The sequence below is a fragment of the Planctomonas deserti genome (assembly GCF_003067705.1).
Classification (GTDB): domain Bacteria; phylum Actinomycetota; class Actinomycetes; order Actinomycetales; family Microbacteriaceae; genus Planctomonas; species Planctomonas deserti.
This window is the reverse complement of record NZ_QANL01000002.1, coordinates 263,850-285,821: the sequence shown is the minus strand read 5'-3', so window position 1 is coordinate 285,821 and position 21,972 is coordinate 263,850. Positions and strand designations below refer to the sequence as shown.

Sequence of the window (21,972 nt, the reverse complement as noted above, 5' to 3'; positions counted from 1 at the left end):
CTGCGCTTCAGGACTCGAGCCGGTCGGACGCCTTCAGCAGAAAGATGATCAGGTTCGAGAGGCGTGCGAACAGGTAGTCGCTGGCGTTCGAGTCTGGGATTGGGTGCTTCGACGTCTCGTGGTGCCGGATGCGGAAGTTGTTGCCGATGTCGGTGAGCGCGCGCATCTCCTTCTCGACTTCAGCCCGGAGAGGCTCTGAGATGACGTGCTGAAGGAGTTCGGCGATCTGAGCCTTCTTGTCCTTGCCGACCTCGATGGTCTTCAGTCGCTCGAACGCGTCCCAGAGCTTCTCGAGACCCGTCTGGCGATCCGCCCCCTTCGGCGACAGGTAGAGCTGCCGCGCATCGGTGATGAGGGTGTCGACTCCTTCATCGCCACTGTCGGGACGAAGGTCTGCGAGGGCGGCTTGGATCTCGGGCGTACCGACGCGCTCCACCTGCACACCCGATAGCTCATACACCGTCCGACCGGCCGACAGGATCGCGTTGACGTCATCGCGAAACTGGATGAACCCAGCGCGGCGATCAAACTCCAGCTCGTAGTGAGAGAAGTAAGAGTGCCAGTGGACCTGCTTCGGCTGCTCAACGCGCGCTGCAAAGAACTCAATGAGATCGAAGAGCACGTCATCGTCGATGTCCTCGCGCGGCGGCCAATTGAAGTCGGCGACGAAAGCCTCCATCAGATCTGTGGCCCGCGAGCGATTCGTTCCGCAGATGCCGTTGCCGTCATTGCACTGCTCGGGAAAGACCTTGGCAAGCTGATCCGAGTCGAGGGCTCCTGCGAGCACCGCGATCAGTCCACGCTTCGTGTGATCCGGCAGTTCGTCGTGAACACGGGGAGCGGGGCCGGCCTTACGTTCGCGGTACAGAGGGGTCGACATAGAAGCACCTTCGAGTCAGTGAACGGCCGACGCGGCACGCCCGGACCTAGTATCCGGCATCGCGCTGGCGGCGCCGGATCTGAACTGACTACAGGTAGTTCCGAAAGCGGAACGCGAGGCACTCATGGAAGTCGAGGAAGACGTTCGTCGCGGTGAGGACGTTGAACGTTAGGCTGTCGAGGAACTGCGGATCGCAGACGAGGTTGTCGCTCTCATAGGCGCGAGACCATTGCCCCATCATCTTGAAGTCGATGGTCGAGTTCGAGAGCACCAACACCCGATCCGTCTCGTACTGGCTGGTCAGACCGGGGATGTCATAGTTCGCTGCGACCGATTCCGGCGTCGCCGTCCCGGTCGGGTCGACGACGAGCACCACCTCGCCAGCGCGTAGAGCGGACCGCCTTCAATGCGGAAGTCAGTTCCGTCGTCGAACCCGAACTCCGTGAACAGCGGGAGCACCCACTCATACGTGAGATAGAGCGTCCCGACAGCGACGGTCGGGCGATCGGTGGCAAGGCCGCTGAGTGGAGCAAGCTTCCCGTCGCCACCGTGCACTCGAAAATCGTGCGCGTTGAGGAGTGCGGTGACTACCCGGATGAAGAGGTCAGGTGCCATCGGCGCGAGCTCGCTCCGCATCGGATCGATCCCATGTCCGAGTGGACGACCACGCCAGGCCGGCCCGTCGATCCGCATGGAACGATGCGTTGGCATCCGATCGAGTGCGTCATCCAGCGTCTTCGATTTCGGGATGTGGAACGTCGTGGTCGCACCAGCCTCGACTACCTTGCCTAGGCCTCCACGCTTGTCGACGAGGTCGCGAACATCGTCCGCAAAGAAGGTGTCGACTGACTCGACGTACTCGACGAGATAGACCGGTTCGGGGGCGTTGTACCAAAACCGCACATGATCCATCGAGACGGCATGAGTCTTGACCGCCTCGGCTGCCGCGAATTCCTCTGCGGTCAGAGTCTCCGCGTGGTAGCCCTTCGCCTGCATCCAGACGCGAGGACCGCTGACATCGTGCGCGCCGTCGTCCGTCTCAACCCACATGTGCACGCCGACATCGATGGCTGCGCGGTCAAACTCGTACTCGACGAGCACGCCACGCTTCGAGAGCTTCGCCCGCAGATCATGCATGTACGCGTTCTCGAACACGTCGTCGTCGCCAATGTTGGGCATCTGTGCCGCTCCCCCGATGCTCTGATGCCCCTGCGTTTTCCACAGCGCACGTAGCCATTTCTACAACGCCAGCGACCTTGTCACGGTCGCACTCATGCTTCATAGTCAGGCGCAGCTATGGCGCGCACGGCATCACGCACCACTCCGAATCTAGGGTCTCAGCCACTCCGCGGCGCAGATTTCGAGCGTGCTCACTCGTCAGCTGTTCTGGGTGAGGACGTTCGAGACCGACGCCGAGGCTTCACCATCGTCGAACTCCTGATCGTCGTGGTAGTGATCGCGATCTTGGCTGCCATCACGATCGTCGCTTACAACGGCATCAACAACCGCGCGAAAGCATCGGCAGCATCCTCCGCAGCGCAGCAGGCTGCCAAGAAGGTGATGGCCTACGCGGTGACGAACGCCGAGCAGTACCCGGCTGCGTTGAGTGATGCGGGCGTTTCTGACTCAGGCTCGACGAGCTACCAGTACCGCGTCGACAACACTGGCAATCCGAAGACCTTCTGCCTAACTGCGACAAGCCAGAACGTCTCGTTCTTCGTCTCCAACGCGATCACCTCGGCTACCGCTGGCGCATGCGCGGGACATGGTTTGAATGGGGTCGCGCCGATCACGAATCTCGTGCCGAATCCATCTAGCGAGTCGGGCACGTTGGCATTCAGCACTGCAGGAAGCGGGAGCGGCGGCGGCGTATCCATTGACACCTCTCGAGCCGACTCGGGTTCGCGATCCGCTCGATTTACGAGGACCGGGGGCAGCGGAACCTCAGGCATCAAGTCGAACGCCATTGCGGTGAGCCCGAACACCGCCTATCGCATCGGGGTGTCTACCTACGTGGAGTCCGGCGCGATTCCGCAGTGGTTCGCGGTAGACGCGAGCTACGGCTCACAGGTCGCGTTGTCCGCGCTAGGTTCCACCGGATCGTGGCGCCGAGCGTCTGCTACCTACACGACGGGCCCGAGCCAGACGACATTGATGATCTACAACCTCGTGGGCGCAGACGGCGTCTACTACGCAGACTCGCTCCTCATCTTCCAAGGCGGCAGCAGCCTCTCTACGGCGTACGGCGACGGCGACTCCCCTGGCTGGATGTGGAACGGGTCTCCAAACAACTCGACCTCGACGGGCCCGCCGCAGTGAGTGAACGAGGTCACCGGTGCGCAACATCAATCAATCAATCAGGAGGATAAATGAATGGCACGATTACCGACAGTCGGAGGTGACAGCGGAAGTTGGGGTGAAGTTCTCAATGACTACCTCAGCCAATCGCACGACGTTGACGGCAAACTCAAGACCGACACGGTTGGCCCGGCGCAGCTGAAGCCGCTGTCCGTCACGAATGCAGCGCTGGCGAACGACACGATTCAAGAGGCGAAGCTGGACGCCGGTGTGCGCGCGAAGCTCAACCAAGTGTCCGCTGGAATCGCGGATGGCAGCGTCACCGAAGAGAAGCTCGCAGACGGTGCAGTCAGCTCGGGCAAGCTTGGTGACGGATCCGTCTCATCGGCCAAGATTCAAGACGGTGCCGTCTCTACCGACAAAATCGCCAGCCTCGGGCAAGCGAACGGCGTGGCGTCGCTCGACGGGAATAGCCATGTTCCCGACAGCCAGCTGCCAGCTCGACTCTCTGACGCGTCCCTGACAGCCGCGTATGCGACAGCTGCCCAGGGTGCGAAGGCGGACGCCGCGCTCGCTGCGAGCCAGAAGGGTGTCGCGTCCGGAGTAGCGGCCCTCGATGCGACCACGAAGGTTCCTTCGGGACAAATTCCGATGCAAGCCATTGCCGACTCGAGCGAATTGTCATCCTCGTACGTCAGCATGAAGGTTGCGGCAAAGAACCCCGATTTACTCGTCGTCGGAGCAGTCGCCCTCGATGCCTCGGACCTCGTGACGAGCGCTGCCGTGGTGTGGCCAGACGGCACTCCTGGGACGCTCGCGATTACGTCGCGGCAGGCAGGCACCAACGCCGTGCTGGCCTACACCATCACCTACGGATCGCCGGTCACCAAGACCTTCACCCAACCCGCGATCACTCGGAACTCTAGCGGTGCAGCGACGAACGTCCCACAGATGGTGGTGAGCTGAGATGGGTATCCTCGATACACCTCCCATTGACTCCACGGGGCGTCCGCTCGCCTCGATTCCGGCACGCCTCAGCGGTGGCTCGGAAGCCGCGGCATCATTCCTCGCGAAACTTCGCCGCGGGGGTGTGAGCGTCGTGCTGCAGATCATCGGCGACAGTACCGGTCTTGTGCCGTCCGCTACTACTGGATGGCCGCGCCAGCTCGCTCAGTGGCTCGCGACGAGCTTCCCTGCCTACACCGCTCAGGTGAAGGACTGGGACGCCTCATCGGCGCACGCTTACGGGTCGTGGACAACGATCCAGACGGGAACTGGCACGGGCAACGCCGGCGGGCCGTTCACCCTGTCGATCTACAACGGCTCCGCGTCGGGTCAGAACCTTTCGTACCCGATCGCGACCATCAGCCGGTTCACGACGATGATCCCCGCAACGCCGGATCTGGTCATTTTCAACATGGGCCACAACAACACCGGTGCGTCCGGCCTGTTCTATCGAGGTATCTACTTCCCGATGGTCCGCGCCGTGCGCGACGCGTTCCCGAGGGCCGGGATGATCTCGATCATTCAGAACCCGCGGAAGGCTGTCGACTCCGACTACGCGATCGCGATCCTGCGGCAGCAGACCATCGAGGAGCTTGCCGGGAACCTCGGCATGGGGACGATCAATATCCTCGACCGGTTCCTCGCCGTGCCCAGTCGGGACACGACGCTGATGAATGACAACGTACACCCGAACCAGGCAGGCATCGACCTGTGGGCGAGCGTTGTCATTGGGCACATGGTGTCGTCCCTCGCGACAACTCCCGCATCACCGACGAACGAGTTCGGACAGCTGTGGGTGCCCGCACCCGCGTTCCAGCCCGACACGGCGACAGCAGGCAGCGCGAACGGGCTCCCGAGCCTGATTCTCCCGAACGACACAGACGTGACGCTCTCGGCCTCGTTCGTAGTACCGCCGTATTGGAACTCGCACGCGATCTACGCGGTATTCACGACACCCAACGAGATAACCCCTTCGGGACAGTTCATGGGCATACGTAGCCGCACACGAAGCATTGGCGGGCTGGGGAAGTCCATGGTGCACTGGGGCAACTCTCTCACGGGGGCGGGCGCCTGGGCGAACAACCAGGCGTCGCCATCCCTGATCGGGTTCCCAACGTCGGCAGGTCAGGGGACGTGGCCAACGACTACCTACCTGATGGTCACGGTCGCTGCGACCAGCGTCCTCAACGGCATCCAGATACTCCGCATCGGGACCGACTCGGGAGATACATTTACGGGCGTCGCGCACTTCCTCGGGTGCGTCGTCGCGCAGCAGTCCTGACAAGACGAAACTGCCAAAGAGGGTTGCGTGCATTTTGGCGGTCATTCTGGGCCACGCCACCGACAATCGACCGCAACATGAGAAGAGCCCGCCGAGCGACGGAAGTCGCCCGTGCGGGCTCTTCTTGTTGTCGCTCGAGGCGGGCTCGAGGTGGTGCGCTCACTGGACGGTCATGCCGCCGGCGAGCGTGCCTTGGCTGACTCGCGCGAAGTGCTGCAGGTGCAGCCCTCCGCTGAGTCTCGCGTTGCCGTCCGCACGGGCCTCGTGGCTGAGTTGCACGCTTCCCCGGAGGATGGCTTCGCCGCCGACGCTGGATTCACCCCGGAGGGTGCAGGCGTCGGCGACGACGGCCCGGTCTTCGATCACGGTGCGGTCGAAGAGGCGGACCGATCCGACCACGATGGCGTTGTCCTTGATCATGGCTCTTGGTGCGACGTAGACGGACGGAGCGACGTGGGCCGTGAGGGCCACGAGGCCGCCGCCGTTCTGGTGGATGCGGTAGTGCTCGGTTCGGACGTCGACGATGTCGTCGTTGCGATGGATCGTCCAGGGTCCGGTGCGCGGGCTTGCTTCAGTGGTCATGGTTCTCCCCAGCTCGTTGACGTGTTTGTCCCTGCGGTTGCAGGAGCAGCGACGCCTTTCCCCGGACGTCGCCACTCCTGCACCCGACGGGCGGGAAGGGAGCTTTCCCGAATCGCTCCAGCCGTCGGATGCGGCGAGCGGTTCTCGTTGAGACTGACCACTGATCAGCGCCCCAACTGTACGGATTATCGCATTTATCAGGCATTTTGTCAATAGCAATTAGCGTTGCGCAGGTGGAGCGTGACACCATATCTGCCGCTTACGGTCTCGCGGCGGCGGTAGTCTTCAGGGTTGGAGAGCGCTTCAGATTGGATCGCAGGGGCCGGACTTCGGGCGGTCCGTGACGATGCTGGAGACGTCGGCATCCCGCCCGACATCCTGGCGGACCAGGATCTGTCGCTCATGGCGCGAGGGCTGTATGCGCTCCTGCTCGCGCAGCAGGGCGCTCCCATCGACCCGTATGACGATGCCGTCGAGAGCCCGGTGGATCTCGCGGCGGCGATCGAGGAACTCATCACCGCCGGTCTGGCCGTGCGCGTCGCTCCCTGAGTCGCCGCGCCGGAGACGGCGGTCTACCGTGCGGCGAAGAGTGCCTGTATCTCGGGGAAGGCGCCGGTGCCGTGCTGCCGGTCGTGGTCGCGCACGATCGCTGTCGCGTTGGCTCGCGTCGTTGAATCCTGCGCGCGTCGCGCGATATCGAGGAGCGCGGGCCTTGCTTGCCGGTAGTCGGTATCCGCGAGGACGCTCATGATGAGCCTCGCGACGTCGTCATCCAGCGGGCCGAGACAGAGGTCAGCAAGGTCGCGCACCGCGATGCTGCCCGCCCGGAGGCACTTCGCGATGACGGCGCCGGTCTCGCGGGCCCACAGTCGCGGAGTAATGCTTACGAATGTCCCCGCGACCGCGGCGGACAGTAGGTCGTGGAGGAACGGGCCGGTCTCGGCCGGACGGTCGTCCGCGAGTCTCATGAGATAGTCGCACGCGACGACGAAACGGCTGCCGTTGAAGAAGATGTCCTCGGTTTCGACGTCGTACAGGGTGAGCGCGCGCAGGGTCGGCCACGCGTCTGGGGACGCGGTGGCGCGGTGCCCGAGGATGCGCTGGTGTGCCTTTGCCGCTGACAGGGCGACGGTGATGGGGACGTCTGAGCTGGCGCGGGTGACAGGGGTGGATGCGGCCGGGTCGACGTGGATGAAGCGGGAGAGGAATTCGAGTTGAGGAGTGGTGTCGCCGGGCGGGGTCTGTACCCATAGCGCTTCTAGGAGGGGTCCGAGCCGCCGTGGGTCGTGGACTCGTTCGAGCAGCCGATGGATGCCGTCCCATTGCAGGTCGAGTTCCGCGCGGCTCATGATCGCTGCGACGAGTCCTAGTTCGGAGTCGGCGGCGTCGGTTGTGTCGAGGCGTTCGTTGGCGTAGGTCAGGATGCGCCGGGCGTGGGTGCCGACCCGGGCGCTTCGGTAGGAGGCGCTGGTGACGAGTGTGTCGGCGCTGGCGGTGCGCCTGTGTTTGAGGGCGATCACGACCAGCAGGTCGAACACCTCGTCATGGACGGGCGCAGCAATCGTCGAGGTAGCGAGCACCGCATCGAGCACCGTGTCCGCCGCGGTGTCGGACTTTGCGAGGTGCTGCAGGAAGCGGCGGGCGGCGGCGTGCCCTTGATCGGCTGCCCCGGGCGCGAGCCGGGCAAGGGAGGGCGCAGCTGACCAATCGCGCGGGCCAAGCCGGGCAGGGAGCACTCGCGGCAGCAGGCCTGGGGTCGGCTGGCTCAACGCCAGCATCTCCAGAAGGTACAGCTGCATCGGGGTCAGGCGGTTCAGCTGCGCGTCCGCGCCGACGGTGCTGAGGAGACTGCGGATGCGCCGCTCTGCTTGGAGCGCCGCTGGCGACTCGCTGCCCAGCAGAGTCCGGAGCGCCTCCTTCCCGACATCGAACAGGCCGGGAGGCAGCCCTTCGACGAGGATGCGGACGAGCTCTGCAGTGTCGGCTCGGTCGGCCGCGCGGGAGAGGTACTCCGCTGCCGCGTACACCACGGCGCGCGATACGGGAGCGTCAGCGCCGGGAGCGGTCGTCGCGCTGACCAGCTCGAGCTGTACGTCAGCGCCTTGCCGTTCCCATTCGGCGGCGATCAGACTTCCGAGCGCGGGGAGGAACTGGTTTCCCCAGCCGCGATCGGCGACGATCCTCGTGGCCGCCCCCAGCGCGTCTGCGTCTCCGAGGATGGGCCAGAGCCGTGCCAGCTCCGGGAGGATGACGGAGAGGGTGCCGTGCGTCGGGTCGGCCGCCTCGGCAAGCACGAGCGCGCGAATCGTGCCGGGGTCGCGCGGTGCGATCGCGGCGGCAAGGTCGAACACGGCGGCGAGGAAGTCGGCGTGCGGGCTGTGGAGCGCGTCCCGGATCAGGTCGGCCAGCCCATTCCTGACTGTCGGATCGCGAGCGACCAGCCGGGTGAGTCCTTCGAGCCCCTCCGTCCACAGTTGTTTGTCGTCCCTGGACGCGAGCAGCAGCAGGAGTTGCTCCACGCGCTCCTGCGCCGTCCCTGCGGAGACGGCCGGGATGATCTGCGCGGCACGCACCACCGCGGACAGTTCCGCGTGCGCGGGCAGAGACTCGGGAAGCTGGACGGCTGTCGGGTGGTGCGCCCAAGCGACGAGCAGCGCGGCCTCCGCGACGGGGCTGCCTGACGCCAGCACTTGATCCGGCAGGGCGCTCAGGTGGTGGCGATGAAGCGGGTTCTGCCCGGCGAGGATAAGGGCCTGTTCCCACACCGCGGCGACGAACAGGTCGCCGCCTGCCCTCGTGGCGCGGGCGGCGAGCATGGCGAGCGCCTGCGCCGGGTCGCGTGTCAAGAGTGCTTGCGCAGCGGCGTACTCGAAAAGGGTCTGGTGGAAGAACCCGACGTGCGGCCCGAGGTCGGCAAGCACGCCCCGTTCGCGGAGCACCTCGAGGTCGCCGCTCGCCCTCTGATGGCGGGCGATCGTGCTCACGCCAGCGCGGAGCTCATCAAGCGCGAGGTCTGGCGCCCCGACGGTGAGGAGAACCGCCGCGGTCGCGCCCGCGGTGTCCGACATGTCCTGGTCGGCAGCGCGGTACTGGAGTTCCACGGTGCTGCGGATGTCCTGGGCGATGCGGCGATCCCAGTAGCCGCGGAAGAGGCTCGTGACGTCGATGTCCGCCAATGTTGGGGCGGCCGGGGCAGCGAGGCTAAACATCATCCAGAGCAGCAGCGGGTTGCGGCTGACATCCTCGACCGGGAGCCCCCGGGCGTTTGCCGACGCGATGTCCCGCGCGATGCGCTCTTCGTCCGCGTTCTCCACGTGCTGGCGCGCGAGCGCTCGCACGGCGGCGTCGCGTTCCGTGTCGGAGTATGCGCCGAGGGGGTGGGTCCGGAGCTCGGTGTGCGTGAGCGAAGCGGCTTCCCGCGGGCGGCATGCGAACACGGCAGGGATGCCTGCCTCGAACAGCGCATCGATGAGTCGCAGCAGCCGACGCCGCGATCGGTCGTCGTGGACGAGGGCGTCGACGGTGTCGAGCAACACCACCGTCCGTCGTCCACGCTCCTGCGGCTCCGCAAGGAGGGCTGCGACGTCGGTGACGTCGTGCTTGTCGGTGTACTCGACGAACCAGCCCGCGCTCAGCAGCACTGGTACCACCTCGGGGTTTTCAATGAGGCTGGCATGCAAGGACCAGAGCAACGTGCTCTTGCCGAACCCGGCGTCCCCGACCACGACCCGCGGCCACGGCCTGCCGCCGTCTCTTAGTGCCTTCAGCAGTGCCGCTTCCAGTTCGCGATGCACGAGCAGGGCTGGGTCGGGCCGCACGTCCGTCACGTAGAGCGCCGCATCCCGGATCACGCCTTGGAGCGCCGCCGAGTACTGGTCCTCTGCGTCGGGAACGGCCCGCACCGCGGAGATCAGTCCGGCTGGTGATTCCAGGAGTGCCCAGACACTGTCCGCGAGCGCGGCGGCATACGCATTCCTCTGGTTGCGGCCGCTGCGCTCGTGCGGCACCGGCACGGCCCGGCCCCGACGGAGCTGCCGCAGTTGCTGCCAGTACGCCCAGGAGAACCGCAACGCCTGCGAGTCTGCCCGGGCCGCCGGCTGGCGGTGCTTGAGGCGGATCTGCGCCGCTTCCGCCGGGTCGGGTCCGCCGTCGAGCAGCAGGTAGGCACGCGCGCCGACAAGCGCGCCGTGGCGCCCCACCTCGGCCTGCGCCTCCGCGCGCAGCAGCGCTTGGGCCAGCACCGTCCGCACCGACAGCTCGTCGAGGTCGATGCCCGTGCGCTGCTTCACGAGCTCACACAAGACCGGGAGCCGCCCTGGAGCGAGGAGATCTTTCCCGCCCTCGAACAGCGCACTGCACTCCTCGTCGAGACGGGCGCGGTCGGTCATCTCCCGATCCTATTGAGCCTTTCCCGAGCGTTTTCCGCTGGCGCGTCCGGCGCTTCCGCTCCCGTTACCGGTCGGCGCATGTCGCGGCGCCTGAGCCGCCCATAGCTTCGCCGTACGCCACCACCGCCGACCGCCAAAGGACGCCCCATGACCATTACTCGCCCCGATCCGATCCCCCACCTCATCTCGGCCGTGACCGAGCTGAGCTTCGCGCTGCGCGACCTCGATGCCTCGCGCCCGGTGCCCGCGGTGCATGCGCCGGTGGTGCAGGACGGCCTCGAGCATGTCGACGAGCTGACCGAGCTCCTCGACCTCATCGAGAAGAAGCTCCGCGCGGAGAGGAGCCAGTCATGACCCGGGAGCCCGCGGACTTCTGCATCGCCGACGTCGAGGACGCGGTCGAGGAAGCATGCAGCGCCCTCGCCGACGCGCTCACCGCTCTCCCGCTCACTGGGGTGCCCGAAGGTGCCGGCGTGGAGTTCGACGAGTGGCTCGATGCCCGCGACCGGATCGGCAGCCTCCTCGCCGAGATCGAGTCGCTCACCGACAAGCTGCGCACGACGCTCGCGTTCCTCAGCGACGAGCTCGACGCGAACTAAGACTTCTGGCGACCTTCTCCGGAAAGGGCAGGGGTGGCACAGCGCCAACTGCGCCACCCCTCGTCAGCAACACCCCCATCACCTGCGAAAGATCAAGGAAAGGAAACGTCAATGACGTCTTCAGTATCCCGCCGCGGCCTCGCCGTCGGCATCTCGCTCGCCCTGTCTACGGGCATCCTGGCGGGCTGCACCGCCACGCCCCCGGGCGACCTCGGCCGCCTGCAGTCCGTGCTGGCGTCGTGCCCGGACGGCCAGCTGCTCAACAGCTACCAGGCCGTCGACGGCTCCGGCACCGCCCAGAGCGACACCATCGCCCGGGAGTACCTCGCCTACGTGAAGACCCAGGCGGAGCGGGTCGCCGTCTGCGGCGGACACCTGACCGTCGTGGCATTCGGCACCAACTCCGTCACCGCCCCGATCTACGAGGGCGACCTTGCCGCCGAGGGTGCCACCGACTTGGCCCGGCTGCGTCGCGTCCCGGGGCTGGTCGACGAGGTGATGGCCAAGGTCACGAAGAACTACGAGCCGGCCGTCGACCTGCTGCCCGAGGGCGGCACGGACGTCACCGGCCTGCTGCGCCTCTTCGACGAGGTGCAGACCCTCCGCCCGGACATGTACCTGGAAGCCACGGCCCTGACCGACGGGCTGACGAACCAGGGCGTCGTGATCGACCGCGTGCTCTCCCCCCAGGAGGCGACCGCGCTGGCCGACACCGTCGCCGTGCCCGACCTGCAGGGCGCGACCGTCGCGGTCGTGGGCATCGGCCGGGTGGCCGGCGACCCGCTGTCCAGCGACTTCATCGCCGGGATGAAGGCCTTCTACACCCGGTTACTGGAGCGCACCGGGGCCGAAGAAGTCCTCGTCGTCACGGACGGTCGCTGACCATGGCCCGGGAACTGGATCCGCTGGCAGGAGCCAGCGCGGCCGACGCGGTGGCCGAACAGATCGCGCTGCTGCGGGTCGACGAGGCCGGGGCGACACCCCAGCCGAGCTCGGTCGGCAAGCTCTGGGTCAGCCTCGAGTACGACGAGCTGACGGCTGAGCAGCGGGAGCTGCACACCGCGGCCGGTGTCGAGCAGTCCCGCGAGACGAACGTCGAGGCAGCGGGACTCGCTCCCGCCGCCGCGGCAGCGCGGTGGCTGCTCGACGGCCACCGTGCCGTCGTGGACACCGTCACGAGCACCTACGTCACCGTGCTCGCCGTCCTGACCCCGTACCGGCGTCGGCCGCCGAAGGCCAAGCCCTGGCATCTGATGGCGAAGGCGGCCTTCCTGGTTGGGGACATCGCCGGCATCGCCACCGCCGCGATCTGGCTCGGCGAGATCCCCGCCATCGCGGTGATCATGGCGCTCTCGGCCGCCGCGGCAACCGTGACCGCCGGGATCTCTGGCGCGGAGGTGCGCGACGTCCGCGACCGGTTTCGTCGCACTGTCATGGTCACCGACCTTCCCGAAGCGCTGGATCCGTACCGGCATCTGTTCGAGGCGCCGGATCGGGGCTGGCCGTACGTGAAGGCGCTGCTCTCGGTGTCCGGGGCGGTGGCGGGAACGGTCGCCTGCGCGATCCTCGCCCTCCGGGCCAGCATCGAAGACCCGCTCGTCGGGCTCGTGTTCGGCGGCATCGCCGCAGCCATCGCGGCCGCCAGCTGGATCGAGAGCTTCTGCTACGCCGACGCCGTCGCCGACCTCATCGACAACGCGGCAGCCGACCACACCCACGAGACTGCCCGGCACCAGAAGCTCGCGGACAACCCGGCGCTGAAGGGTCGCGAGGAGGCGCTCGCGACCAGCGGGTCGATCCAGGCGGAGCAGGGGCACCGGGGCGCAGCGGCCGGGCATCACATGACGGCGCTGCACTACAGGATCCTGCGCCGCAACCCGCAGACGGCCGGCAACGGCCCGGCCGCCGAACCGACCGCGATCGGGCAGACCGCCCGCCGAGGAGGTACCCCGTGACCACGTACATCCAGCCCTCCGGCATCCTTCCCGGCGGCGTCATCGCGGTGCGGGACTTCCCGCCTGAGCGGGAACCGTGGATCGAACTCGGCTGGCCCGGCCTCGAGCCGAAGCACCCCTGTCTGGTGATCGTGAACTTCGACGACTCCGGCTCCGTCACCGCCCCGCAGGGCAATGACCCGGTCGGCAACCGCTTCGAGGAAGCGCGGCGCGCCATCAAGCTCGTTGCCGACTGGACCTTCAGCAGCCGCTCGAAGCTCGCCGTCCTGCACTTCGACCACCCGCTGGGCGCCAGCGGCGTCGTGGCGCTGAACGACCGGCACGTGCAGCGCACGCTCGACCCGTCGCTGCGGAACCCGGGCGGCTGGGGCACCAGTGACCTGCTGCCAAGCCTCGCGCAGATGGAACGCCTCGCCACCGCCCACGCCGGCCACGACGTCATCGGCACCATCGTGTCGGACTTCGAGCTGACTGACGCCGACCCGTCCGAAGTGTTCTCCCGGCTCCGCGCCTTCCCCGGCCTGATCCACGTGGTCGTGCTCGGCGGACAGGTGCCGCCCGATCTCGTGGACGCGGACAACGTCACGACGACGCCGCTCAGCCCCGGAGACCCGCCCGGCGCGTTCGCCGCCGCGCTGCACCGCAGCCTAACCGCCACCCGACGCGCCGCACGGCACTCGCTGCTGCACGGCCCGCACGGAAAGCAGGTATTGCCATGACCGACCCCGACCGTCCTCCCGTCTCGTGCCTGCACCAGTCGCAGTCGCTGCGCTGGGGGATCTCGCCCCCGTCGCGCCGCGACCGGCGCATTGACAACGACGCCCGACCCGTTCTTACTCATCCGTCCGCCCGCCGTAACCACGGGCGAGAAAGGAGGTTCACCATGACCGCCACTACCACGACCGCGGCGACGCTCCCGACCGCTCCCGGCCAGCAGGCCCCCACTCCGGCCCAGCGCTACGGCGTCATCGCGGCGGACCCGCCGTGGGACGTCCAGCAGAAGGGCGGCCTCGGGGCCGAGAAGCACTACGACCTGATGACCCTGGACCAGATCAAGGCCATGGGCGAAGCCGTGCGGGCCCTCGCCGAGGACAACGCCCACCTCTACCTGTGGGTGACCAACGCGACGCTTCGCGTCGGCTACGACGTCATGGAGGCGTGGGGCTTCACCCCGCGCTCGCCGCTGACGTGGGTGAAGCCGCGCTTCACGCTCGGCAACTACCTGCGCAACGCCACCGAGCACGTCCTGTTCGGCACGCGCGGCAAGGCGCCCGTGCAGTTCCGAAGCCAGCCGACCTGGGTCTTCGCACCGCTGCACGAACACTCCGTCAAGCCGGACGAGATGTACAGCATCATCGACCGGGTCTCGGGCCGCGACGCGAAGAAGCTCGAACTGTTCGCACGGCGCCGTCCGCCCGCTCCGAACTGGTCGGTATGGGGGAACGAGATCGACAGCGACGTCTCGCTCGCCCCCTGGGGCTACCTCGTGCCCAGCGACTACGCCCGCCAGGACGATGACCCGGATCCCGGCCCGCGCGACGGAAAAGGCGAGAGGTGAGCCGTGTTCTGGGGCGACGAGAAGAAGAAGTCCGACGACGAGAAGCCGGAGACGTACATGCAGAAATTCTTCCGCGCCTGCCTGCTGGCCCTCGCCGGAGTGGTCGCGCTCTGGCTGGCCGTGCAGCTGCTGGCCCAGTTCTGGGGGTGGCTGCTGCTGGCAGCCGCCCTCGGCGGGCTCATCTGGGCGGCCGTCTGGTTCATCCGGTGGCAGCGGGACAGGTGGTGGTGAGCATGAGCACGTTCACCCCTGGCCGCGCGTTGTGGAATGAACAACGGGTATTGACAAAAGGCCTGGTCTGCCTCATAACGGGCAATCCGCTCTGCGCTCCGGAGGCCTCCGCAGCCACGGAGCGAGCTCCTGTCAATCCGAACTAGAAAGGAGGTGAATCTTGACAAATCACACCCCGAAGCGTCGCCTGTACAACCGCCGATATCGGCATGTCTACGTGACGACCATCCGAAGCGATCGAAGCCCCGAGGGCATCGCTCGCGTTGTCACCAACATCGCGCTCGGCCAGACCCAACGCGAGGCAGACGCCCGAGTCGAACATCAGGCTCGGCTCGCACGCGATCGAGCGCTGGAAAGCCCCGCACGGCAGCCGCTCGGCGAGGGGGCCGGCGATGCCTGAGCCGCTCGTCTTCACGCGTCTCTACCTGCCGCGTCCGATCGACCCCCAGACCGTCACGAACCTGCTGGCCCGTCTGGCGGGGTCGGACGTCCCGAGGCCGCTCGCCCTGGAAGTGCGCGCCGGTGACGACGGCATCCAGCACATCTTCGGCTGCACCCCGACGAGCGTCCACTATCTGAAGCACCTGCTGCGCAGCTTCATCCCCGGGGTCAGCTTCGACGGCGCGACCCGAATGCCGGTCGCGTCAGCCGGTCGTGTCGAGGCCAGGCAGCAGGGGATGCCGACCGGCTCCCCCGAGCCCGAGACAGTGACCGCCGACCTGTACAGCGCCCTGGCGGCACGGAAGAAGGGCGAGACTGTCGTCCTCCAGGTGGTGCTGGGCAGAGCCTTCGCCCCGCGCCATGTGAACCCCGAGCTTCCGGATCCGCTCCAGCCGGTCGGCTCCAGGCTCTGGCACGGCGTCAAGACCGCCGGTTCCGACGTCCGCCGCAGGATCCAAGAGCACGCCGCCGAAGCCCGGTTCCAGGTCGCGCTGCGGATCGGCGTCGACGGCCCCGACCGGGAACGCCGCGCTGCGCTGGCCCATGGGCTCTTCGGCAGCCTCCATGGCTTGGCCGCTGTCGGCGTCAGGCCGAAGCTCGCCCGCGACTCGTCGGCACGGCTCGACGACGCGAGCCCCACGCAAGCGCGTCTCGAACTGACCGCCCGCGAACTCGCCCCGCTCCTGGGCTGGCCACTCGGGGAGGCAGACCTTCCCGGCGTCGATCCGCTCCATCCGAAACGTCTCCCGGTGCCAACGGCCGTTTCAGATAAGGAGAGCGTCTTCGCCGTCGGGACGGCACCCGGCCCGGAGCGGCATGTCGGTGTCACGCCGGAAGCGCGCACCAGCCACGCGTCCGTTATCGGGCCGACCGGCTCCGGCAAGACCGAGGCCGTGCTCGTTCCCTGGCTGCTCGCCGACGTCCGGGCAGGGCGGCCCGTCTGCTTCATCGACCCGAAGGGGCAGGGGGTCGAGTACGTGCTCGATCTGCTGACGCCGGAGGAAGGCGAGCGGGTCGTCCTCTACGACCCGTCCGATCCCGATGGAACCGCCGGGTTCAACCCGCTCGATGCGCGCGGACGCGACGCGTACGCGGTCGCCGACAGCATCCTCGCCGTCTTCAAGAGCGTCTTCGCGCACGGTTGGGGGCCGCGTACCGAGGACATCTTGTATGCCAGCACGCTGACGCTCGCCATCGACGGCCAACGGCGCGACGTCCCGCACGCGCTCCTGGACATCCCGCGCCTTCTGACCGACCCGGCATTCCGCCGCAGCGTCACGCCCGCCGTGGCCAGCGAACCGGAGATCGCCCGGTTCTGGGCGCGCTACGAGACGCTCAAACCTGCCCAGCAGGAGAACGAGATCGCCGCCCCGATGAACAAGCTCCGCCGCTACCTCATGCGCCGCGGCGCCACCGCCATCCTCGGACAGCCCGATCCGCCGTTCCGGCTCCGCGACATCTGGAAAGGCGACCGGATCGTGCTGGTCGCCGTCAACGAGGCGCTGGCCGGCACCGAGACGGCGCAGCTCATCGGCGGGCTCATCTGCTCCGAGGTCTTCATGGCCGCACAGGAGCGGGCCAGCGAGACGAACCCCAAGAAGCGCCCCGGCTTCGTCTACGTCGACGAGGTACGCAAGTTCCTCCGCCTGCCGGTGCCGCTGGAGTCCGCGCTGGAGATCTCACGGTCGTACGGCATCGGCTGGGCCCTGTTCGGACAGGGCTTCTACCAGATGGGCAGCGAGCTCGCCGACGCGATCGAGATCAACACCAAGAGCAAGGTCGTCTACGCCACCAGCGCGAAAGAAGCCAAACGGATCGCCAGCTCCAGCCCGACGCTCACCGCCGCCGACATCCAGGAACTGCCGCAGTACGAGGTCTACGCGACCGTACTCACCCGTCAGGGCCCGAGCGGCTGGTTCTCCGCCCGCACCCTCGCCCCGCCCACGCGGGCAGGGCAAGGGCAGTCGATCCGTGCCGCGCTCCGGCAGGCGCAGTCCGCAGCCGCAACCCAGGCGCCGAACGCGACGCGGCCCGCGTCGCCCGTGGGCCTCCCGCCCGCAGCCTCGTTCGATTCCTCGTCGCCGGTGAAGCGGAGGCGAGCATGACGGCGCTGCGAGCGATGTTCGGAAGGGAGGGAAGTGCCCCAGTCGGTGCGCCAGTCGCAGCCGCCTCACGGTGCGCCGTTCGGCCTGTTTCCGGCCTCATCCCAGCCCTTTGGGATGGGACTCCCGCTCATTCGAGCGGTGCCGGGCCGCTCCTCCAGCGAACCCCAGGAGGTCTCTGATGTCCGACGTCTGGACGCCCACCAAGGTGCGTCACCTGGAGAGCCTGCTCACCGAGCGCGACAGTCGCATCCTCGACGACCTCGAACGATTCCGCGCCCTGTCGACGCGCCTCGTGCAGCGGCTGCACTTCCCGGCCGGACCCCTGGGCCTGCACGCCACCGTCCCGACCGCGACGCGCCTGGCCAACCGCGTTTTGCTGCGCCTCGAAGCCCACGGCTTCATCGCCCGTATCACGCGACGTGTCGGCGGCCCATTGCGCGGCTCGGCAGCCACCACCTGGCACCTGGCTGCGACCGGCGAACGGCTGCTCCGAGCACGGAGAGGTGAACCAGGCCGGCGACGCTACGTCACCCCGTCCCGTGACTTCCTGGCGCACACCCTCGCCGTGGCGGAGGTCGCCGTCGAGCTGAGGGAAGCGGAGCTCCGCGGAGAGCTCGACGTCCTCGAGCTCGTCACCGAACCGTCCTGCTGGCGGCCCTTCCAAGGTCCGGTCGGCGTCGCGACGCTCAAGCCCGACCTGTTCGTCGTCGTCGCCAACACGGAAGTCGAAGCGCACGTCTTCGTGGAGATCGACCGCGGCACCGAACACCTGCCCGCCGTGATCAAGAAGTGCCGCACCTACCAGCAGTACCGGCAGACCGGCATCGAGCAGCAGGCCAGCGGCGTGTTCCCCGCGGTCCTCTGGGTCGCCCCCGACCCGGAGCGCGCACGCAAGCTCTCGACCGCCATCAGACGAGAAGCCGACCTGCCCGCCGACCTCTTCACCATCTGCAAGGAAGCCGCAGCGCTCGACGCACTCGCGAGCTTCCTCGCCCCATCACCAACTTCAAGAAAGGAGGTATCACCATGACCACCTCAAGAAAACAAGCTCCCTCAACACAACTCGCGCTCGACTTCGAACGCATCGTTCCAGCCAGCCTCGACCAAGCCGACACCGCCCTCCAGATCCTCGACGACTGGAGCTACGGCGACACCACCGTCGCCGACGAAGGCATCGCCCGGCTGCTCGCCGCCACCCTGCACAACGGCCCCGGCACCGCCCTCGAACGCTTCGCCAGCACCGGCGAACTCGACGCCGAAGCCACCCTCCGCGAACTCGGCGACGTCACGGTGCCCATCGAACGCGAGGGCTGGGTCGACGCGCTCGGCCACTACGTCATCACGAAAGGAGGCCGACCATGAGCGAACACGAACCGCGCATGACCCCGGAAGCCCGTCCCGCACCGCAGCGCGAAACACCCGACTGGCGCCGGCTCAACTCGGCACGAGATCGCTACCTCGACACCATCGCGGACGGCCTCGCCGAAGCGATCGCCGAGAAGACCGAGATCGACCACAGCACCGCGCGCTGCATCGCCCACGTCCTCGGCCGCGCCTACGGACGCGAAAGCGCCCTGGCAGGCTTCGGCCGTACCGGCGAAGGATCGTACCTGTCGCTGCGAGACGAGTACCTCGACCTCTACGGAGACGAACAAGCCGATCCGATCATCAAGGAGATGATCGACTGGCTCGGCACCTACCTCGTCCAGCAAGAAGGCACCGGCTCCGGCCGCCGCTTCATGAACGAGCACCTGCCACCGAAGCTCGACCAGCTCCTCGTCCGCACCAGCATCCCGGTCGGAGGCCAACGCTACGTGGTGCACGTCCCAGCCAGCTGGCACAGCGGCAACGAGGACGACCTCGTCGAGCTCCTCACCACGCTCCAGCTCCCCGAAGACGAGGCGCTGCAAGCCTTCCTGTCGCTGCCCGACGTGAACGTCGGGACCGACGACATCATGGAGAGCTTCCACGAAGCCTTCGCCGGAACCTACGCGAATGAAGAGGCCGCGCTGCGCGCCCTCAGCCCGCTCGAGGACTGGGAGAACAGCCTCGCCGACTGGTGCATCGACAACGGCGTCGAACCCGAAGCCCTCGACTGGAACTACGAACCGCTCATGGCTCGCCTCCGCGACATATACGACGTCGTCGAAGGGAAGGAAGTGCTCCATGCCTTCGTCAAGTAGCGACGAGATGCGACCAGTAGGCACGCATCGCGTCCCCCGCAAGGGCGGCCGAACGCTCACGAAGCGCCTGATCCGAATCGAACCTGACCGTCGACACGAGATCGATCTGCACTACTTGGGCCGGGCGCTCCTGCGCCTTGCCCAGGAGCAGTACGACGTGGAGCGCACCCGGCGCCACACGGTGGCCGCCGCGCCCGAAGAGGCCCCAGCGCCGCCACACGAGCCCCGACGTCGCCCGAACGGGCCGCCACGCGCCCCTGACCGGGGCACCGCCCCTCACGCGCCCGTACGCCGCAACCCGGGTGCAACGGGGTAAGGCAAACCAGACCGACATCACGAACGACGGAGGATGCCATGAGCAGCCATGACCACCGAGGTGATTTCTACAACAGCGACCCACCCCCGGTAGCAGGAGGGGGATCCGCGGGGAGCGCCGAAAAGGGACTGGACTTCCCGGGCCAACGGAGCGTAAATGCGGAGGACCTAAACGGAGGGAACCTCACAATGACGCCACCAAACCCCGGAATCGCAAGTCCCGAGGCGCCCGTCAACTCACTCGACGGGCTCGAACATCTTCTGCAGTCTCCAGCCGCTCGTGCGGCTGAAGACGCGCGCGTCGGGCTCGCATACGCCGTCACGTACCTGCGTGTGTCGACACCACGCCAGTTGCACACAGCCGCCGACCTCGACGAGGACGGGAACAGCATCGCCACCCAACGCGTCGAGACGATGCGCAAGGTGCGCGAGCTCGGCGTGCCCGCGGCGAAGGAGTTCATCGAGCCCGGGCAGTCCGCCCAGACGATCGCGAAGCGAACCGAGTTCAAGAAGCTCCTGCGCTACGTCGACGACCACCCCGAGGTGAAGTACGTCGTGATCTACATGCGCAGCCGTGTGTTCCGGAACTTCACCGACGCCGCCATCACGAAGCGACAGCTCCTGGAGAAGGGCGTGCGCCTCATCTCCGCCAAAGAGGAGTTCGGAGAGGGCTACATGGCCGACGCCATGGAAGCCATCACCGACATCATGAACGAAGTCCAGGTCCGCATGAACGGCGAGGACGTCGCCGTGAAGATGGCACACAAGGTGGAGCAGGGCGGCAGCGTCGGGCGAGCGAAGCTCGGATACCTCAACGTACGAAAGGACTTCGGCGGACGCCTCGTCAACACCATCGACGTCGACCCCGAACGCGGCCCACTGGTCGCCTGGGCCTTCGAGCAGTACGCGACCGGGCGATACTCCATCGCCCGGCTCCAGCGGCTCCTCGAGGCCCAGGGACTCCAGACCAGGCCCTCGCCGAGCAACTCGGCCAAGACCGTCAGCACCAGCCGCCTCGCGACGATCCTGCGCGACCCGTACTACACCGGGATCAACCGCTACAAAGGAAAGCTCTACGTCGGGCGCCACGAGGCGCTGGTGACGAAGGAAACATACCTGAAGGTGCAGGCAGTCCTCGACTCGCGCAAGCGCGACGGCACGAGAGACATCGTCCATTTCCACTACCTGAAGGGGCTCCTCTTCTGCGGCGAATGCCGCGACGCCGGGCGCACCAGCCGTCTCCTGTACTCGCAGAACACAGGTCGCGGCGGGACCTACGAGTACCTCATCTGCGCCGCCCACCAACGGCAACTCTGCTCGATGGTGAACGTGCGCGTCGAACAGATCGAGGCCGCCATCGTCCCCAAGGTGTCCGAAGAGCGACTCTCCGAGGACGTGCTCACCGGCATGCAAGAGGCCGTCAGCGCCTCCGTCGCGAACATTCTCGCGCAAGACCGCGACACGAAAACGCAGCTCAAGAAGCAGCTCGACAAGCTCGAAGCTCAAGAGGAACGACTCATCGAGCTTGCAGCCACCGGCGCGCTCCCGATGAGCAAAATCCGCGCACGCATCGAGAAGACGGCCATGCAGCGCGCGGCCGTCGAGGAACAGCTTGAATTCACCGTCGACCGACTGCAGTACACCGCAGAGAGCGTCTTGAGCTTCCTCGCCCTCCTGGTGGACCCTGGGACGCTCTATGGCAGGGCGTCCGACGCCGTTCGACGCGATCTCCTGACCGCGTACTTCAACCGCCTCGTCGTCTACGTGGCCGACGAGGGAATCAAGATCGAAGCGGAACGCCACGACGCCAACGCACGCATCCGCGAGATCCACGGACGCGTCGCAAATGCACGTCAGAACGCCGTGTCAGAGCAAAACAAAACTCCCCGCTCGCGAGCGGGGAGTTCGGTTTCAGTCTCAAACGAGGCCAGTTCATTTGACCAGGGTTTGAGTAACTACGATGTGGCTGGGGTAACGGGACTCGAACCAAGAACGACTGAAAGCCATCAGGTTCGGTTTACCCAACCAACGAAAAGGCGAAGTTCCGCGGAATTCCGCGGTTTTCGTGCCTCCATCGTACTGAACCCCGCCTCTCGATTCGGGCCCATTTGCCTCCTCTAGAGGGGTTTTTGGAACGTTTATGGTCACGC

General features: G+C 66.9%; 22 protein-coding genes. 17 read left to right on the top strand and 5 right to left on the bottom strand.

Annotation, left to right across the window (positions count from 1 at the left end; all coding sequences use genetic code 11):
* Positions 1 to 7 precede the first annotated feature (7 nt).
* The 3 genes from DAI20_RS07590 to DAI20_RS07580 all read right to left on the bottom strand — a co-directional run bounded on the left by DAI20_RS07590 (position 8) and on the right by DAI20_RS07580 (position 2,059).
* The gene (locus DAI20_RS07590; RefSeq protein WP_159084966.1) at positions 8 to 880 is read right to left on the bottom strand and encodes a hypothetical protein; all 873 of its coding nucleotides are present in this window, start codon (positions 878 to 880) and stop codon (positions 8 to 10) included.
* Positions 881 to 968: 88 nt separating this feature from the next.
* Positions 969 to 1,154 carry a hypothetical protein gene (locus DAI20_RS07585; protein WP_159084965.1) on the bottom strand — a complete coding sequence of 62 codons (186 nt, stop codon included), beginning with the start codon at positions 1,152 to 1,154 and terminating at the stop codon, positions 969 to 971.
* A 26-nt stretch (positions 1,155 to 1,180) separates the two neighbouring features.
* On the bottom strand, positions 1,181 to 2,059 hold the full coding sequence (locus tag DAI20_RS07580; RefSeq protein ID WP_108249982.1) for a DUF4365 domain-containing protein: 879 nt from the start codon (positions 2,057 to 2,059) through the stop codon (positions 1,181 to 1,183).
* 117 nt (positions 2,060 to 2,176) lie between these two features.
* Here DAI20_RS07580 and DAI20_RS07575 point away from each other — a divergent pair, with 117 nt between their 5' ends.
* The 3 genes from DAI20_RS07575 to DAI20_RS07565 all read left to right on the top strand — a co-directional run bounded on the left by DAI20_RS07575 (position 2,177) and on the right by DAI20_RS07565 (position 5,465).
* The gene (locus DAI20_RS07575; RefSeq protein WP_108249981.1) at positions 2,177 to 3,199 is read left to right on the top strand and encodes a prepilin-type N-terminal cleavage/methylation domain-containing protein; all 1,023 of its coding nucleotides are present in this window, start codon (positions 2,177 to 2,179) and stop codon (positions 3,197 to 3,199) included.
* 54 nt (positions 3,200 to 3,253) lie between these two features.
* Positions 3,254 to 4,144, top strand: a complete 891-nt coding sequence (locus DAI20_RS18475) for a hypothetical protein (protein ID WP_159084964.1) — start codon at positions 3,254 to 3,256, stop codon at positions 4,142 to 4,144.
* 124 nt (positions 4,145 to 4,268) lie between these two features.
* Positions 4,269 to 5,465, top strand: a complete 1,197-nt coding sequence (locus DAI20_RS07565) for an SGNH/GDSL hydrolase family protein (RefSeq protein ID WP_159084963.1) — start codon at positions 4,269 to 4,271, stop codon at positions 5,463 to 5,465.
* A gap of 159 nt (positions 5,466 to 5,624) precedes the next feature.
* Here DAI20_RS07565 and DAI20_RS07560 read toward each other — a convergent pair whose 3' ends face one another.
* Positions 5,625 to 6,047, bottom strand: coding sequence for an LbetaH domain-containing protein (locus DAI20_RS07560; protein WP_108249978.1), 423 nt, complete (start codon positions 6,045 to 6,047; stop codon positions 5,625 to 5,627).
* A gap of 291 nt (positions 6,048 to 6,338) precedes the next feature.
* Between DAI20_RS07560 and DAI20_RS18470 the strand changes: the two genes are divergently transcribed.
* Positions 6,339 to 6,596, top strand: coding sequence for a hypothetical protein (locus DAI20_RS18470; RefSeq protein WP_159084962.1), 258 nt, complete (start codon positions 6,339 to 6,341; stop codon positions 6,594 to 6,596).
* A gap of 23 nt (positions 6,597 to 6,619) precedes the next feature.
* Here the strand turns inward: DAI20_RS18470 and DAI20_RS07555 are convergent, their stop codons facing one another.
* Complete coding sequence (locus DAI20_RS07555) at positions 6,620 to 10,435, bottom strand: NACHT domain-containing protein (RefSeq protein ID WP_108249977.1); 3,816 nt, start codon at positions 10,433 to 10,435, stop codon at positions 6,620 to 6,622.
* 147 nt (positions 10,436 to 10,582) lie between these two features.
* On the opposite strand from DAI20_RS07555, the gene DAI20_RS07550 reads away from it, so the two are divergent.
* The 13 genes from DAI20_RS07550 to DAI20_RS07490 all read left to right on the top strand — a co-directional run bounded on the left by DAI20_RS07550 (position 10,583) and on the right by DAI20_RS07490 (position 21,943).
* Positions 10,583 to 10,789, top strand: coding sequence for a hypothetical protein (locus DAI20_RS07550; RefSeq protein WP_108249976.1), 207 nt, complete (start codon positions 10,583 to 10,585; stop codon positions 10,787 to 10,789).
* Complete coding sequence (locus tag DAI20_RS07545; protein ID WP_108249975.1) at positions 10,786 to 11,034, top strand: hypothetical protein; 249 nt, start codon at positions 10,786 to 10,788, stop codon at positions 11,032 to 11,034. Before DAI20_RS07550 ends, DAI20_RS07545 begins: the two co-directional genes overlap by 4 nt.
* Positions 11,035 to 11,145: 111 nt before the next feature.
* The gene (locus DAI20_RS07540) at positions 11,146 to 11,916 is read left to right on the top strand and encodes a hypothetical protein (protein WP_108249974.1); all 771 of its coding nucleotides are present in this window, start codon (positions 11,146 to 11,148) and stop codon (positions 11,914 to 11,916) included.
* Between the two features lie 2 nt (positions 11,917 to 11,918).
* Complete coding sequence (locus DAI20_RS07535) at positions 11,919 to 12,989, top strand: hypothetical protein (RefSeq protein ID WP_108249973.1); 1,071 nt, start codon at positions 11,919 to 11,921, stop codon at positions 12,987 to 12,989.
* On the top strand, positions 12,986 to 13,708 hold the full coding sequence (locus tag DAI20_RS07530; RefSeq protein ID WP_108249972.1) for a hypothetical protein: 723 nt from the start codon (positions 12,986 to 12,988) through the stop codon (positions 13,706 to 13,708). Before DAI20_RS07535 ends, DAI20_RS07530 begins: the two co-directional genes overlap by 4 nt.
* Positions 13,709 to 13,872: 164 nt before the next feature.
* Positions 13,873 to 14,547, top strand: a complete 675-nt coding sequence (locus DAI20_RS07525) for an MT-A70 family methyltransferase (RefSeq protein ID WP_108249971.1) — start codon at positions 13,873 to 13,875, stop codon at positions 14,545 to 14,547.
* 3 nt (positions 14,548 to 14,550) lie between these two features.
* Positions 14,551 to 14,778, top strand: coding sequence for a hypothetical protein (locus tag DAI20_RS07520; RefSeq protein WP_108249970.1), 228 nt, complete (start codon positions 14,551 to 14,553; stop codon positions 14,776 to 14,778).
* A 160-nt stretch (positions 14,779 to 14,938) separates the two neighbouring features.
* Positions 14,939 to 15,178: a hypothetical protein gene (locus tag DAI20_RS18465; protein ID WP_159084961.1), complete on the top strand. Its 240-nt coding sequence runs from the start codon at positions 14,939 to 14,941 to the stop codon at positions 15,176 to 15,178.
* Positions 15,171 to 17,324, top strand: coding sequence for a type IV secretory system conjugative DNA transfer family protein (locus tag DAI20_RS07515; RefSeq protein ID WP_108249969.1), 2,154 nt, complete (start codon positions 15,171 to 15,173; stop codon positions 17,322 to 17,324). The genes DAI20_RS18465 and DAI20_RS07515 overlap by 8 nt, the downstream gene beginning before the upstream one ends.
* Positions 17,325 to 17,502: 178 nt before the next feature.
* A complete protein-coding gene (locus DAI20_RS07510) occupies positions 17,503 to 18,354 on the top strand; it encodes a replication-relaxation family protein (RefSeq protein WP_108249968.1) in 852 nt (283 codons plus the stop codon).
* Positions 18,351 to 18,686 (top strand): hypothetical protein, encoded by a 336-nt coding sequence (locus tag DAI20_RS07505; RefSeq protein WP_108249967.1) that lies wholly within the window; start codon positions 18,351 to 18,353, stop codon positions 18,684 to 18,686. Before DAI20_RS07510 ends, DAI20_RS07505 begins: the two co-directional genes overlap by 4 nt.
* Positions 18,683 to 19,507: a hypothetical protein gene (locus DAI20_RS07500; protein WP_108249966.1), complete on the top strand. Its 825-nt coding sequence runs from the start codon at positions 18,683 to 18,685 to the stop codon at positions 19,505 to 19,507. The genes DAI20_RS07505 and DAI20_RS07500 overlap by 4 nt, the downstream gene beginning before the upstream one ends.
* Before the next feature lie 504 nt (positions 19,508 to 20,011).
* Positions 20,012 to 21,943, top strand: a complete 1,932-nt coding sequence (locus tag DAI20_RS07490; protein ID WP_159084960.1) for a recombinase family protein — start codon at positions 20,012 to 20,014, stop codon at positions 21,941 to 21,943.
* The last annotated feature ends 29 nt before the right edge of the window (positions 21,944 to 21,972 follow it).